The 15,835-nt window shown below is 51.9% G+C and carries 11 protein-coding genes; 7 read left to right on the top strand and 4 right to left on the bottom strand.

Translation table 11 applies throughout. From position 1 onward, the window contains the following. On the top strand, positions 1-746 hold a 746-nt coding region (locus HOK28_09315), incomplete at its 5' end, for a DUF885 domain-containing protein (protein MBT6433278.1). On the opposite strand, the gene HOK28_09310 is transcribed toward HOK28_09315, so the two are convergent. Further along, a complete protein-coding gene (locus HOK28_09310) occupies positions 743-907 on the bottom strand; it encodes a hypothetical protein (protein MBT6433277.1) in 165 nt (54 codons plus the stop codon). The two genes, HOK28_09315 and HOK28_09310, sit on opposite strands and share 4 nt — an antisense overlap. A gap of 256 nt (positions 908-1,163) precedes the next feature. Here HOK28_09310 and HOK28_09305 point away from each other — a divergent pair, with 256 nt between their 5' ends. Together HOK28_09305 and pbpC are read left to right on the top strand one after the other, a co-directional pair. Continuing rightward, positions 1,164-6,740 carry a hypothetical protein gene (locus HOK28_09305; GenBank protein ID MBT6433276.1) on the top strand — a complete coding sequence of 1,859 codons (5,577 nt, stop codon included), beginning with the start codon at positions 1,164-1,166 and terminating at the stop codon, positions 6,738-6,740. Positions 6,741-6,743: 3 nt separating this feature from the next. After that, entirely contained in the window at positions 6,744-9,116 is a 2,373-nt protein-coding gene (gene pbpC / locus HOK28_09300) for a penicillin-binding protein 1C (GenBank protein ID MBT6433275.1), read from the top strand. A 176-nt stretch (positions 9,117-9,292) separates the two neighbouring features. Here pbpC and HOK28_09295 read toward each other — a convergent pair whose 3' ends face one another. Genes HOK28_09295 through HOK28_09285 form a run of 3 tightly spaced genes read right to left on the bottom strand, consistent with a single transcriptional unit; the run spans position 9,293 to position 11,404 of the window. Then, positions 9,293-10,546 carry a hypothetical protein gene (locus HOK28_09295; protein ID MBT6433274.1) on the bottom strand — a complete coding sequence of 418 codons (1,254 nt, stop codon included), beginning with the start codon at positions 10,544-10,546 and terminating at the stop codon, positions 9,293-9,295. A 44-nt stretch (positions 10,547-10,590) separates the two neighbouring features. Beyond that, positions 10,591-11,106, bottom strand: a complete 516-nt coding sequence (locus HOK28_09290; protein MBT6433273.1) for an SUMF1/EgtB/PvdO family nonheme iron enzyme — start codon at positions 11,104-11,106, stop codon at positions 10,591-10,593. Further along, complete coding sequence (locus HOK28_09285; GenBank protein ID MBT6433272.1) at positions 11,069-11,404, bottom strand: collagen-like protein; 336 nt, start codon at positions 11,402-11,404, stop codon at positions 11,069-11,071. Before HOK28_09285 ends, HOK28_09290 begins: the two co-directional genes overlap by 38 nt. A gap of 92 nt (positions 11,405-11,496) precedes the next feature. Here HOK28_09285 and dctP point away from each other — a divergent pair, with 92 nt between their 5' ends. From dctP to HOK28_09265, 4 genes are all read left to right on the top strand, one after another. Next, a complete protein-coding gene (gene dctP / locus HOK28_09280; protein ID MBT6433271.1) occupies positions 11,497-12,525 on the top strand; it encodes a TRAP transporter substrate-binding protein DctP in 1,029 nt (342 codons plus the stop codon). 318 nt (positions 12,526-12,843) lie between these two features. Continuing rightward, positions 12,844-13,032 (top strand): hypothetical protein, encoded by a 189-nt coding sequence (locus HOK28_09275; protein ID MBT6433270.1) that lies wholly within the window; start codon positions 12,844-12,846, stop codon positions 13,030-13,032. 154 nt (positions 13,033-13,186) lie between these two features. After that, positions 13,187-14,101, top strand: a complete 915-nt coding sequence (locus tag HOK28_09270; GenBank protein MBT6433269.1) for a hypothetical protein — start codon at positions 13,187-13,189, stop codon at positions 14,099-14,101. A gap of 530 nt (positions 14,102-14,631) precedes the next feature. Beyond that, positions 14,632-15,741, top strand: a complete 1,110-nt coding sequence (locus HOK28_09265; GenBank protein ID MBT6433268.1) for a hypothetical protein — start codon at positions 14,632-14,634, stop codon at positions 15,739-15,741. Positions 15,742-15,835 lie beyond the last annotated feature (94 nt).

The following is a 15,835-nucleotide window of genomic DNA, read 5'->3' as shown; positions in this document are numbered from 1 at the left end:
TTTTTGGTAAGCTTCCGCGCTTGCCCTATGGCATCAAACCCATGCCAGACCATATCGCAGAGCGCGCGCCCACGGCCTACTACTACCAAGGCTCCGTCAAAAACGGCACATCCGGCACCTTTATCGTCAACACCAGCCGCTTAGACCAGCGCCCACGCTACGAAATGCGCGCACTCACCTACCACGAAGCCATGCCAGGCCATCACTTGCAAATTGCTTTGAGCCAAGAGCTCGAAGCAGCCGGGATGCACCGCTGGCGCGAATTGGTGGGCTATACGGCCTTTGTTGAGGGCTGGGGCCTTTATTCAGAGCGCTTGGGCCTTGAAGTAGGCGGCAAAGATGGCGACACCCGCGGCTTTTACGAAGACCCTTACGACGACTTTGGCCGACTTACCTACGAGATGTGGCGTGCCCTCCGCTTGGTGGTAGACACCGGCCTCCACGCCTTTGGTTGGGAGCGGGAGAAAACCATCGAATACATGCTATCCAACAGCGCCTTAACCCGCACCAATGTTGAAAACGAAGTGGACCGCTACATATCCTGGCCCGGCCAAGCTGTAGCCTACAAAACCGGTGAGCTGCGTATTCGTGCATTAAGAGCTGAAGCCGAGAAGAAACTGGGCGATGCATTTGATATCCGCGGCTTTCACGACGTGGTGCTGGAACAAGGTGCCATTCCTTTGGAAGTACTCAGCGCCCGGGTAAATGCTTGGATGGAAAAGGTTGCCAACACGCCTGAGAGTTAGGCTAACTCAACGTCACCGCGCGCCTTGCTCCAGACGGGCACACCGTAGGAACCGCTGGTCGGGCAGAAATCAGCATTCATTAAAAGCCCAAGCAGTCCTCGGATGCCCGAATGCGAACCCTTCGGCGCACCCATCTTCGCTGCTGCTTGCTCTGTTTTCATAAATCCCAATAGCTTTACGCCGCGAGGACGGGGACTTGAGGAGGTTCGCGTTAGGACGCCAAAGACGGACGACCAGCGGTTCGCAGCTAGGCCCGGACCGCGGCAAGCGATGCGGTGACACTAAAAAAGTACCTTTCCCTACATTGCCGGGAATAAACCCAGTCACCCGTGGGTCTTGTTATGTGACCTCTGGTGACGCCCCCATCCGTCCGATAGACTCAGGTCCATTCTTGAGACCCATAATGGAGATATGCCCATGCTCAACGGACGAAACTTGTCCCTGCCCATCTTTCTTCTCATCGCTGCCACCGTGCTTGTTTCGTGCAAGCGCGACACCAAGCCATCTGAGAATGCTTCAACTGAGCAAACCCAAACCCCGGAAGCGCCATCGATTATCGCAGCGCGCACGGCGGGTACCGTCTCCAGTAAAAGTCCGATTCGGGTGCAATTTGTAGACGCACAAATTCAAACCTCCCAAGCCGGTGAATCGGCTCCAGAAGGCATCTTCAAGTTTGAACCAGCCATTGAAGGTTTGGCGGTTTGGGAAAGTACCCACGAGCTGCAATTTCGTCCCAGCAAAGCCTTGCCTCAAGGACAAACCTACACCGCCACCGTGGATCTCAAGAAAGCCACCGGTGAAGAAGTAGAAGAGCTCAGCCTTGGGTTTCAGGTGATGTTTCAAGCCTACGAAATTGCCTTTGATGGTCTCATGCTGGCACCGGGCAAAGACTCCACCAAACAGGTTTTAAAGGGCGTCATCCGCACCGCCGATGCTTCCAATGGCCGCGAAGTGGAAAGCATTCTCAAGGCGCAACACACAGACGACTCTTTAACCACGACCTGGGAGCACACCTCAGAGCGAGAGCACAAATTTACGATTGCGGGCATCACCCGCCAGAGCGCAGACTCCAAGCTCAACATCGCCTTAGATGGCCAAAGCATTGGTGTAGACCGCACCTCTGCTCGGGAGTTCAATGTTCCCGGGCTTAGCAATTTCACCGTGACCAATGTGCGGGCCATGACTCAAGGTGGCCGCCATGTGGAAGTGCGTTTTTCCGATCCGCTCAAGCTTCGCCAGAATCTACGAGGCCTGATTCGGGTGGGTAAAAAGAAGCTGCGTATGCAAATCGATGGCAGCGTGGTCCGCGTTTACAGCAACCAGGCATGGCTTGCCAATGAAACCATTGAAATCTCCGACAACATTCAAAGCAAGACAGGCTTTCGCCTCAAAGCGGCCAGCAGCCATACCGTTAGCTTTAGCTTTCATAAACCAGCGGTGCGCTTCACTGGCAAAGGCGTGATTTTACCATCCAGCAGCAATTTCACCCTGCCCATTGAAGCCCGTGGTTTGGACTCGGTGGTGGTGGAAGCCATGCGGGTGAACAACAAGCAGATGACGCAGTTTCTGCAGGTGAACAACTTAAACGGCACCAGCCAAATGCACCGCGTGGGGCGCAGCATCTGGAAGAAAACCATCAAGCTCAACCCACAAGCTGAAACCAACGAAAAAGGCTGGGCCCGCTACGGCCTGGATATCAAGCCTTTGATAAACAAAGACACCCAGGGCCTCTACCGGCTCAGGCTTAGCTTTGCCCGCAAGCACATCAACTATCCCTGTGCGGCGGCGCCTGGAGAAGAAGAGCAAGACGCATCCCTCCAAAGCACCGACCAAGAAGAAGAGACCAGCTTCTGGGACAGCTTCGGTGACGAAGGCATGAGTTGGAGCGACTACTACGAAAACCGCCACAACCCCTGCCACGCCGGTTACTACCGCGGCTACCATGACCAGCGGGTGGAAAAATACCGCAATGTTCTCGTCAGCGACTTAGGCATGATTGCCAAGCTTGGCCAGGACAACACCCTCACGGTGGCCATCACCGATATCAACACCAATGCTCCTAAGTACGGTGTGGAAATCGTGGCCATGGATTACCAGCAAAACATCATCAGCCAGGGCCGCACCAACGACGGTGGCATGGTGCAATTGGAAGTAGAGCGCCGCCCCTACTTTGTGGTGGCCAAAGAAGGCAGCGACCACAACTACCTGCGCTTGCAAGATGGCCAGAGCCTCTCTACCAGCCATTTCGACACCAGTGGGCAGCGCCTGCAAAAAGGCATTAAAGGCTTTATCTATGGCGAGCGCGGCGTGTGGCGCCCGGGCGATAAGATTTACCTGACCTTTGTGCTCTTTGATTCGGCCCAGCTGCTTCCGAAAAACCACCCGGTGCATTTTCAGCTCACCAACAGCCGCGGCCAGGTAATCGAACGCATCACCCGCCAAAATGGTGTGGGCGGCTTTTACAGCATTGCCACCGAAACCGAGCGGGATGCTCCCACAGGCAATTACACCGCCACCTTCTTTGTGGGCGGTACCCAATTTACGAAAACCCTGAAAATTGAAACGGTGATTCCAAACCGTCTCAAAATAGAACTCGAAAACAAAGAGGAGCTGGTGAAATCCCCCAAGCTGGAACTGGATGCCACCCTGGCCTCTCAATGGCTCCACGGTGCCCCGGCGAAAAACTTAAGCGTGGATATTTCCGCCACGCTCTCGCCCACCACCACCCGCTTTGCAAAGCTTAGTGATTACACCTTCGACGACCCAAGCCGCCGCTACCGTTCGGACCGCAAAGAAATCTACGAAGGCACCTTGGATGCCAAAGGTAATCTCAATGTGAAGGCCAAACTGCCCATCTCCGGCAATCCCAGCGGTATGCTCAAGGCCAACCTCTTAACCCGCGTGTACGAACCAAGCGGCGCTTACAGTCAGGCAAGCCAGTCGGTGAAAGTTTCTCCCTACGAGCATTACGTGGGCTTAAGAGTACCTAAGGGCGACAAAGCCCGCGGCATGCTCCTCACAGATATGAAACACCCCATTGAAGTGGTGCGGGTAGACAACGATGGCAATCCTGCGGGCAATGGCCAGGTGGATATGCATCTTTATAAAGTTGGCTGGCGCTGGTGGTGGCAGCAAGGTTCGGAATCTATGGCAGACTTTGTAAGCTCCAACCGCTACCGCTCCATTCAAAAAGGCACGGTGACACTGGCAAATGGTAAAGCCACCTGGAACTTCAAAGTGGATTACCCCGAATGGGGCCGCTACCTGGTCACCGCCGTGGATAAGAGCGGCAAACACCGCTCGGCGAAAATCGTCTACATCGATTGGCCCGGCTGGGCTGGTAAGCAGCGCAAAGACAACCCCGGTGGTGCATCCGTCTTAAGCCTTTCAGCGGACAAAGCCGAATACAAAGTGGGCGAAGAAGTGACCCTGAGCATGCCTGCATCTCCTGGTGCCCGCATGTTTGTGAGCATTGAATCTGGCAGCCGCGTGCTGCGCTCCGAATGGGTAACAGCCGATTCAGAACGCATGCAGTACAAGCTTCAGGCCACCCCCGACATGGCGCCCACCGCCTACGCCCACGTGATGCTGGTGCAGGCTCATGAGAATACGCTTAACGATGCGCCGATTCGAATGTATGGCATCACGCCGCTTAAAGTGGTCAACCCTGATACGAAGCTCGAGCCGGTGATTGCCGCGCCCGAATCTTTTGAGCCCAACTCCACCGGCAAGCTCAGCGTGAGCGAGAAAAACGGCAAGTCTATGACCTATACCGTGGCCGTGGTGGACGAAGGCCTCTTGGGACTCACCAACTACAAAACCCCCAAGCCCTGGAAAAACTTCTACACCCGCGAAGCTTTGGGTGTGCAAACCTGGGACAGCTTTGACAATGTGATGGGCGCCTTTGGTGGCAAGCTCAACAACCTCTTAAGCATTGGTGGTAGCGACGAAGAAGACGAGGGAGGCGACGATAAAAAGAGCGCCAACCGCTTTGTGCCCATGGTGCGTTTCTTAGGGCCATTTACTTTGGCGGCGGGCGAAACCCGCGAGCACAGCATCGACATCCCCCAATACGTGGGTGCGGTGCGGGCCATGGTGGTAGCCGGTGATAGCCAAACGGGCGCCTTTGGCTCAGCCCATCAGGAAATCTTTGTGCGCAAGCCTCTTATGGTGCTGGCCACTTTGCCGCGGGTACTTGGCCCGGGCGAAGCCGTGAAGCTACCCATCTCAGTGTTTGCCATGACCGAGGATGTGAAAAACGTAAGCGTCCAAATCAAAACCGAAGGACCTCTCGCGGTAGATGGTAAAACCCAGCAAAGCCTCACCTTTGAGTCGCCGGGTGATTCCATTGTGACCTTCCCGCTCAATGTATTGGGCAACACCGGCATTGGCGTGGTGGAAGTGATTGCCACCGGCCACGGAGAAACAGCAAAGCAACGCATTGAGATTGATGTGATGCACCGCAATGTGGCTGTGAACAGGCTTTTTGCTGCGGTCATTGAACCGGGCACCACCTGGAACGATACCATCGAGCTGCCGGGCATGGTGGGCACCAACGAAGCCACCCTGGAGCTTTCTCACCTGCCGCCGCTCAACTTAGAAGAGCGGCTCAAATACCTCATGCGTTATCCCCACGGATGCGTGGAGCAAACCACTTCGTCGGTGTTTCCGCAGCTCTTCTTATCGAACCTCGTGGATCTCGATGACGAGCAAAAGCAGAAGATTCAAAAGAACATCACCGCCGGTATCACCCGCCTCAAGAGCTTTCAAAACTCCAGCGGCGGTTTGGGCTATTGGCCAGGTGCGGGCAGCAATATGTGGGGCACCAGCTACGCCGGACACTTTCTCTTGGAAGCCAAAGCGCAAGGCTATGCCCTGCCGCCGGGCATGCTCGAGCAATGGGTCAACTTTCAAACCAATCAGGCAAGCGCCTGGGCTGGCAGCAATAGCCGCAGCGATCAGCTGATCCAGGCCTATCGCCTTTACGGATTGGCCCTGGCCAAAGCACCAGACTTAAGCTCTATGAACCGGCTTAAAGAGCATAAGGGCCTGCACCTCCAAGCGCGGTGGCGACTGGCGGCAGCTTACCACTTAGCGGGCCAGCAACAGGTGGCGCGCACATTGGTCGATGGCCAAAGCATGGAGTCTGGACAATACAGCGGTCATGGGACCACCTATGGTTCAGCGCTGCGAGACTTAGCCCTGATTTTGGATACCCTGGCACTGATTGGCGACCGCGAGCGCGCCATGGAGCTGGTTCAAGCGGTGTCCAAGCAGCTTTCGAGCAATCGCTGGCACAGCACCCAGACCACAGCTTATTCGCTTTTGGGCATCAGCCGCTTTGTGGGCAAGCTCGACCAGGATGCACCCCTGGAAGCCACCTATACCCTGGGCAAAGACAAATCTCTAAACGTGGCCACCACCCGGCCCATTGCCAGTGTGAAGCTTGCAGTGGATAAAAAGGCAAAGCCCAATCTCAAAGTGAAAAACCCAGGGACCAATCCCATTTATGTGCGGGTCGCCACCCGAGGCGTGCCCAAGCCGGTGAAAGAAACACCAGAAGCCAAAGGATTGACCCTGATGGTGAGGTACACCGATTCCAACGGCAAAAATCTAGACATCAGCTCATTACCACAAGGCGAAGACTTCAATGTGCGCGTGACAGTCGCCAACCGCAGCCTCTTGGGCAAAGTAAAAGACTTAGCGCTGAGTCAGGTGATGCCTTCGGGGTGGGAAATCCACAACGAGCGGCTGATTTCTGGCCCATCGGCTCGCCGCAATTTTGATTACCAGGATATTCGCGACGACCGCATCTACACCTACTTTGATTTGCGCCGAGGTGAGAGCCGCAGTTTCACCTTTAAGCTCAACTCCAGCTACCTCGGCCGCTTCTACATGCCGCAGGTGTCCGTTGAGGCCATGTACGATGGCTCCATCTACGCCCGAGACCTTGGAAACTGGGTTGAAGTGCGCAGAGCAGGACCAGAAGGTTAAATCATGCTGAAGGCTATTTTGCACTGGCGCCTACGCGGGCATCATCCATTCAAATGGATGTGCGTGGGCAGCTTTGTGCTTGTAGCCTTCATCTTTTTACTGATTCCCACGCCGCAATTTGAGACGCCGCTTTCCACGGTGCTTTACGACCAAAGTGGAGAGCTTCTCTCGGCTACCGTGGCTGGGGATGAGCAGTGGCGCTTTCCGCCCACCGATAAGCTTTCTGAAAAATTTGTTCATGCCATCACCACCTTTGAAGATAAGCGCTTCTACAGCCATCCCGGCATTGATGTGCTGGCACTTGGCCGCGCCATTTCCGATAATTATAAAGAAGGCCGTGTGGTCAGTGGTGCCAGCACCCTGACCATGCAGGTGGCCCGCCTGTCTCGCCCCGGTTCTGCCCGCACGCTCTTTTCCAAAGCGGTGGAAGCAGTGGCTGCGTTGAAGCTGGAGCTTTTTTACACCAAAGACGAAATCTTAAACCTCTACGCCAGCCACGCACCCTTTGGCGGCAATGTGGTGGGCATTGAAGCCGCCGCCTGGCGCTACTTTGGGCGCAAAGCCGAAAACCTCTCCTGGGCAGAAGCCGCTACCCTGGCGGTGCTTCCCAACAGCCCGGCTTTGATTCACCCAGGCCGCAACCGCACCTACCTTAAGGCTAAGCGCGACCGCCTTTTGGTAAACATGCACACCCAAGGCATCATCCCGGGCGAAACTCTTACGCTCGCCCAAGCAGAACCGCTGCCGATGAAGCCGCACCCTATTCCCAACCATGCGCCGCACCTCTTGGCCCACCACTTACGCCAAACCGGTGAAAGCCAGGGGCAGACCACCTTGGTGCGCAGCCAGCAAACGATGCTCACAGAAGTGATTGAGCGCCACCACAAGAGGCTTTCGGGCAATGGCATTCACAACGCTGCGGGTATCATTTTGAAGGTGGATACAGGCGAAGTGGTGGCTTATGTGGGCAATGTGCCTAAGTTCTCCCCGGCTTTGCACCAAAACCATGTAGACATCATTCAATCGCCCCGCAGCACCGGCAGTGTGCTTAAGCCTTTGCTTTATACCGCCATGCTCCGCGATGGCGCGCTCATGCCTCACCAGCTCATCCCCGATGTCCCCACCCGCTTTGGCGGCTTTGCTCCGCTGAACTTTGGTAAAAGTTACGATGGTGCGGTGCCTGCCTCCACGGCTTTGGCCCGCTCGCTGAATATCCCTGCCTCGCTCATGCTGCGCGACTATGGCCTGGACCGCTTTTACGCCGAGCTGGAATCTTTGGGCATGAGTACCCTCACCCATCCGGCGGGCCATTATGGGCTTACACTCATTCTTGGCGGCTCTGAAGCCACCTTATGGGAGCTCACCGGCATGTATGCCGGGCTTGCCCGCGCCGCGCAGATTGGCCGCGAGCAAAAGCTTTCCACCAGCTATTTTAAGCCGCGCTATTTATCTGATTCGCAAATTGAGAAGCAAGACGAAGAAACACCTGCTTACCGCGCCGACCCGGGTGCCATTTACCAAACTTTCACCGCTCTTCTCGATGTAAACCGCCCCGGGCTTGGCCAAGGCTGGAAGCAATTTGCCTCGTCTCAGCCCATTGCCTGGAAAACCGGCACCAGCTTTGGTTTTCGCGATGCTTGGTCCATTGGCGTGACCCCAGAATATGCCGTGGGCATTTGGGTGGGCAACGCCGACGGTGAAGGCCGCGCTGGTCTCACGGGCACCAGCGCCGCGGCGCCCATTATGCTGGATGTGTTTTCACGCTTAGACCACGGCCACTGGTTTACGCCCCAAGCGCAGCGCATGGCCACCGCCCACGTATGCAGCCAAAGCGGCCACATTGCTGGCCCCCACTGCGAACACAGCGAAGAAAAGCTCATTCCCAAAGGCTCGCTGGATACCGCGCCTTGCGGCTATTGCCAGAATACCCACCTGCATCCTACCGAGAACCATCGCGTAAGCAGCGCCTGCGCCGCCGTGCACACCATGCGACACACCTCTTACTTTGTATTGCCCACCAAAATGGAAACCTTCTACCGGCGCAAACACCCCGGCTACAAACCGCTCCCAAGCTTTCACCCAAGCTGCCCCGAAGCCACAGACTCCCAAGAGCCATCCATGGCCATTGTGTATCCCACGCCGCGCTCACGGATTTTTGTGCCACGCGGACTTGACGGGAAACCAGGGCAAGCGGTGATGGAAGCGACGCATCGTGAGCCGAATAGTCAGATTTTCTGGCATTTGAATGATGAGTTTGTGGGGACGACTCAGGGGTTTCATCAGATTGCTTTGGCGCCGCCTGCGGGGGAGCATGTGCTTACTTTAGTGGATGAGATGGGGGCGCGGCAGAGGCTTGGGTTTGTGGTGATGGAGTGAGTTTTTTGTTGGTGCGAGTTGGGTGGGTGCGAGGAGTTGTTACCGCGCCCCTGCTGCGGGCGCCCACTTCTTTTTATGCTCACCATGGCGCAACACTTTGAATTCAATTTGGAAGCTTAAGCTATTCCTACATGCGCTGATATCTGTCTAATTTAAAAAGCTAAAAAAACTCTAACTTAAAAATATTTAGGCACACGCATTTCCTTAAGTGGTCGCTCTAAGACGTAGCAACTCACTTCCTCATACCATGTGAGATAACACTCCTTAAGTCTCGCCTCAGTCCAATATTCTAATTCACCAGCAAGGTCCTTAAGAGAAAGTTTCTCGCCCTTTTCTTCTTGATGCGCTGCTAATTCCCCCACAAGATAGCCTATTGCTCCATCTGCTCCCAAGCCTGCATGCTTACCGGCATAGAACTCAATGGCTATGTAATCAAAGAGGTCTTCAATTGGGGCAATGTTCGCCAGAAGCGCCGCTGAACTTCGAAGTAGTGGAGAGACCTGGGATTTAACAGTCCGCAATAAATTGTTGAGCATACTGGTGCCGGGGAAATTCCCACAGGAAGACGCCATTTCCGCAGATGTTGCATGGCGGATATCATGCTTCTCAAGTCCCATCTCGGTCTTATGCATATGATAGGCTTGGATTATTCTTAGGCAGAATCCACAATCTCGAACATTAATGGTCTTCCCGAAACGACTTTGAAGTTCATTGGTGCTTAGGCCAGTTTCATAGGATATCCTGGCGAAGAGCAAATTAGTTCTTTCATGTCTCCCAACAACCATTCTCCGGCCGGGAACTTCTCGGTCCGCAAAAAAATACTTAAAGACCTCCAAAAACACACTGCCGACCGGGTCTTCGTTCGGATACGGTTCAGAGCGAAGCGGTTTACCTACCCAGGTTTTATCCCTGGCATGAAGAAGTTTGACGGTTTCCTTAATTTGGCGCCGTATTCGGTCTTGGTGCGGTAAAAAGATAGCTCTCTTTCTCTCGTTTTCTTTTCGTGCGTTTTCCACAGACTCTTCTCTATGCAACCTCCGGCGCTTTCGGCGCTTTCGTAACTCTTTTGCCGATTTTTTATCCTCCAAAAGTGAAGCCCGAAGATGCAATTTAATTTCATCCGTAACTTGTTCAACTTCAGAATCGGATGGGGTCACGGATAAAACTGACTTGCCCGAGGAGAGCGCACCAATGCTTAGATGATATTCTGATTCTCTGGTTTGAGAAGAATCAAATCGGGTCTCAAAGAACTCAAACAAAGCTTGAGAGCTGGCCATCCATTTGCCGTCAACCTTTTCTCCCACTTCTGCAAAAACCATTGCTATCTGCGGCGACCGAACAACCAGTGGCGACGTATTTGGATAATCTCCCAAAGCAGATTTCAGGTCGTTAAAAATCCTTGATAACTCGGCGGTTCCAATTGCCGGCATTGTGTCACCTCTTGATTAAGCATGAGGGTTTTATCAATCAAGAACTACTGGGCGCAACGGAAACCGTTGTTGTTGTTACGGTTGTCTGGATTGTTGTTGTTGCGATTAGATGTGCGTAAGTTGTTCGTGTTGTTGTTGTTGAACGACCCGCCGCGCAACACGCGAGTGTTCATATCACTGCCATACCAAGAATTCGTCCACTCCCACACATTCCCAGCCATACCATAAGCGTCATATGGGCTTAGGCTGTTAACCGTGGGGGTGGTTCCATCAGCTAATGTATTGACGCCATTGAAATACCCAACAGGAGTTGTTCCGTTGTCAAAGTCATCACCACTGTCCCAATAATTAGAGCGCGTGCCATCAGGAGCATCCTCTCCACAAGGATGGGTTCTACCATCTGTGCCGCGAGCTACTTTTTCCCACTCTTGTTCTGTGGGCAAGCGCTTACCATTAAAAATGCAATTAGCAGTCGCATCATACCAATTTACATAGTTTATCGGATGGAGCTCTTTGCCATTATCATAAGTGCGGTAGGTGTCTGTTGTACTGGCACACACCTGCATCTACACAAGCTTTATAATCACCAGCTGGCACTTCAACCATGCCTTCAGGTACTTCAAGCTTACAACCCGTTAAGTTCCAGCTAACAGAAGTACCATCCTCACAAGTAAGCGTGGCGACACAATCAACTGCGCTCACTGTGCAGTCTGAGCCATCGGCTCCGGCTGCGCCATCCGTTCCGTTGGTACCATCTTGGCCATCTTCACCATCGGTTCCGTTCGTACCATCGGCACCTGGCTCACCCTGAGGACCTTGAGCACCATCGGCGGTCCGAATTTGGAAAGTGAGTAGAATCGTACTGGTCGCGGCTCAAGAGCGGGCAATGTTGGCGTACGCTGCAATGTAGGCTATCATTAAGAACGATTCGAACCCATTGGATTAAGATAATGCAAAGATATTCGAGTAAGCTCGCTCTTCATATTCTGGTCATCTTCATTCTTCTGTTCGCCGCGATGGTGCCCGCCTTTGCAGGCAAGAAGGTTAAATTCAAGGCATGTACCGTAGCCCCGGCCGGGACCCCATGGGAACAGCAGACCAAGAGTATGAAAAAGTTCATTCGCAAGCAGTCGGCAGGCGAAATCAAGATGAAGGTTTATTACGGCGGGGCGAAAGGCACCGCGAAAGAGTGCATAGGGAAGATCATAGCAGGTGAGTTGCAGATGTACGGAGGTACGCTTTCAGCCATGAACTACGTTATTCCAGAGCTGGAGGTGTTTGACTTACCATTCCTCTGGAGTTCCACAGAGGAAGTGGACTTTGTGCTTGATAATCACCTTGTTCCGGTGGTTGGCTCGCTTTTCAGGGCAGGCGGTTTTGTCTTTAATCAATGGGCGGAGAATGGGTGGCACGGGATAGGAACAAAGGGCAAGTTCATCAAATCTCCGAATGACCTGACGGATCTGACGATTCGTTCACAACCCTCTATTGTTCATCCGTTGACGTGGTCTACATTTGGCGCGGTTCCCATAGCCCTTGAAACGAGTGAAGTCGTGGATGCATTGGAGTCTGCTAAAATAGTCGCTTACGGCAACACTCCTCTCTTCGTATTTGCGGCCGGATGGCAACCTTACATCACTCATTTCACACAAACCAAGCACTTGTATCAGCCCGGCGTAATCGCATTTGGTAAATATTGGTTCGACAAGCAAACACCTGAACATAAAAAAGTTCTTAATGGCCGGTCCCATGAGGGAGCTCTCGAAGGCCGAACCGGCGTGCGGAAGATTCAGCCAGATCTGCTCGAAAATTTTCGTAGCTTTGGCATCAAGGTTTACAAACTCACCCCCGCCGAGCGCAAGCAATTTGCCAAGAAGGCTCAACAGGTTCGAAAGAGTTACGAGGGAAAAGCAAGTCCAGGTGCCGTTTTACTTCTCAAGGCCATTGAGAAAGGAAAAGTTGCTTTCAAGAAAAAGTGAAATTCTAATCAACCAGGTATCTCTGTTGGACCACCAAATACCTGCTCCAAAAAATTCAGCTTAGCTGGCACCAGATTACATCCATACACATTCCTGCTTCACTCACCTAAACGCCAAAAAACTCCCAACAGTTGTAAATCGCACCCGATTCCTGAAGTTCCGAAACATCTAAATCAAAGCATTAACAAAATGTAGGCACAAATCCCATATTGATACCGTGGAAGTATTCATGAAATGATAATAACGAATCAAACATCTAGAAAGATTCTGTGTACCAATTAAGCCAAGGCAGTCGATGCACTTTACGAGGATTCTCTTATGTTTACCCAACCACTTCGATGTTTATTTATCTTACTCCTTGCAACGGGATGCTCCAGTGCATCCAGCAATGATGACTCGTCGTCATTTGACAATGAAACAATTCAGAGCAAAGACTGCAGTGCAGAAGGCAGCGCTCGAACCGGTGAAAAACCGATTAAGCAGGAATGTGTGCATGTCGCATCCTAATGACTTGTTTGTTTCATTTTGGCTTAATGCTACAGCGCCTCATTGATTTCTTTGATTTTTCATCAGGCATGTAGCTTGCTAGCTCTTCCGCATGCTGAAAAACTCATCAAAAGACTCTCTCCAAATCACCCACGCCCGATATCTGCAGCCAGGAATGGTTTACCACATCATCAGTAAGACACTTCGTGGGCAGTTTCTCCTAGCTCCCAAGAAAGGGGTGTCATCACTTTGCGGCGGCGTGGTTGCTATGGCGCGGCAGAACTGGCCAGAGGTAAAGCTGTACGGTTTTGCGTTTATGTCCAACCATATTCACTTGATGGTTTCTGGCCTTGGTAATGAAGTTTCTAGCTTTGTTGGTTTTATTAAGCGGGAAATATCACGTAGGTTGGGTCAACGTTATAAACTTCCTGGCACATTCTGGCACCAGCGATTTGTGGCAACAGCTCTTCCTACTGAAGAGAGCCAGGTGAAATGTTTGAAATACATTCTAAGCCAGGGTGTTAAAGAAGACCTTGTTGAGAGGCCTGAGCATTGGCCAGGTTTACATTGTGCAAGGCATATGATGACGGGTGCACAAATTAAGGCAGAATGGCTTGATGCCACGTCCTATCACCGCGCAAAGACAATCCAATCAAGGCTGGTTCGGAAGAAAAGGCTTAATAAGTCTGACTATATTCAGCGGCTTGATTTGGCTGTGGATGCTTTGCCGTGCTGGGAGCATCTAAGCGTTGATGTGAGGCAGGCGAATACATGCGCTTTAGTGTCGGAAATCGTTGCCACGGAAACAGAGCGTAGGAGGCGTGAAGAGAAGGCAGTTGCTGGTCGTAAAGCTGTGCGAAACATAAGCATAGCTATCTGTACAAAACCTTTATTGCCGCCGTGGTGGAGAGAACGCCACCGCCAGTTAACTGCATGGGCGAAGCGCTATCACGCATCTACCAGAGCTTATGTTTCTGAGTACTGGTGTTTTCAGCGAGGGTATCGCGCAGCCTGTGTGAAGCTTTTAGGCGCGGGAGTGCAGAACGGATTCCCTAAACATTGCTGGAGTCCTTCCTTTTATCGAGCTTAAGGTTTTGTGACTTCGGCTCATATTTGACCGTATAGGAACAAGTGCGTCTCAGCCCTATAATCGTTCAAATTTTTGGTGAACAGTTTTTGGTTTGGAGAGTCTGGATCTAGTCTAGACTCGGTTAGAGGGCAACAAAACCTAGTAATTGGCTTGTTTCAACACACATTCCTGCTTAATTTATCTTAATTTATCTCATAATTTATCTCATAATTTATCTCATAATTTATCTAAATTTGAGCCTGGGAGATTTGGAGTCATATTTGTTTGAGGATGCGCAAGTGCGTCTATGTTATGAAAAGACGCATTAATTAGTGTGTGAGTTTTGGTTTAAAGACGCTAGATTTATTCAGTGGTAGATTAAAGGGAGATGAACTTAGATATTGTGGTGTGTTCCAGCACACATTCCTGCTTAATTTATCTTATGTAATTTATCTTAATTTATCTTAATTTATCTTTTATCTTTCTTTGTGTCAGAATCTCATGCGGCACCGCGAAGTCCTGGACATCAACTTTCACCAGGAATGAAGATTATGAAGTTTTGGGCGCTTTTACTTATTATCTGCCAACCATTTACAAGTCTCGCTGCGACATCAGGAGCATCACAGAGTTCGACACAATCAAGTCAGATTTATTCAAGTGGCATGGTGTCGATCAAAAATACAGTCCGTTTCGATGGGCATCGGCTTCGCGATAAGTACGTCCGGAAATTTGCTCGTGGTAAACTACTAACTTGGGCCCTGTGTGATGAAGCGGCTCGCGATAATGGGGATTGCAGTTTCTATCTGGTGGAGCAAAGAACCTCAGGCGCTCAAAACGTTCTTTTTATGTCGGAGCAAACCTGTGAAGATAACTCAGCTGGCAATTGTAGAAATGGTTATCTGGTAACCATGCGCTCAAGAGCGACGTATCAATACCGTGAAAGCACTGAAAGTGTAAGTTTCACACAAAAACTATATCGAACGCTTAAGCTCCCGCTCTATAATCTCGAGTCCGAGGCTCAAACACCAGCTGAGGTCTTTATCGGAAGCATTGAGGGAAACATCGGTCGCTATAGTTATGAGCTCTTTTCTTATGACAGCGACGGTCATTATTTTGATGAGATGGCGGCAAGTATTACCGCGCTGGAAGCCGACTTCGCAGACAACTGTACCGTGGCTTGGGAAGCAGGTTTAGCAGGTGCAGGTGTATTGGGTGGCATGGCGGGAGCTACTACAGCCGCCGCCGCGGGATATGCGATGTCTGGTATGTTGGTTTCTCTGAGTGCCGCATCTGGCTCTATGTTGGGAAGCGCTGCCATCATTGGTGTAGGTTATTTTGCAGCACCTTTAATTCTTGGAGCGGCTGTTGGAATTACTACTGCGGCGGTAACCGTAGGTGCGGTTTCGGTTGCAATCAATCATTGGTGCCAACCGTCTCAAGGCGCACCAAATCCACCATCGGTACCAGGTTTTCCTGATGGGTTTATTCCTTCTCCAACCAATACGTGTGGCGATGACTATATTTATACAGAGTATTGCTGGGATTGCAGCTACGACGTGGTTACATTCACTCCAGGAGAAGATGGAACCGAGGAAGTTGATGTTGCCCATGAGGACCAAGAGTGTTGTCAGTGGGGGTGTCTGCCTATTTCACAAATCTAGCTGGCTCGACGTTGATTAGACGAATCCATTCGGATGATTGGTGTAAGAAGAACCGAAAAATGATTAAGCAGGAACTTGTGTTTACTTCGCAGGC

The sequence above is a fragment of the Deltaproteobacteria bacterium genome (assembly GCA_018668695.1).
Classification (GTDB): Bacteria; Myxococcota; XYA12-FULL-58-9; order XYA12-FULL-58-9; family JABJBS01; genus JABJBS01.
Note: the sequence above shows the minus strand (reverse complement) of the source record. Positions and strands in the feature narration are given on the sequence as shown.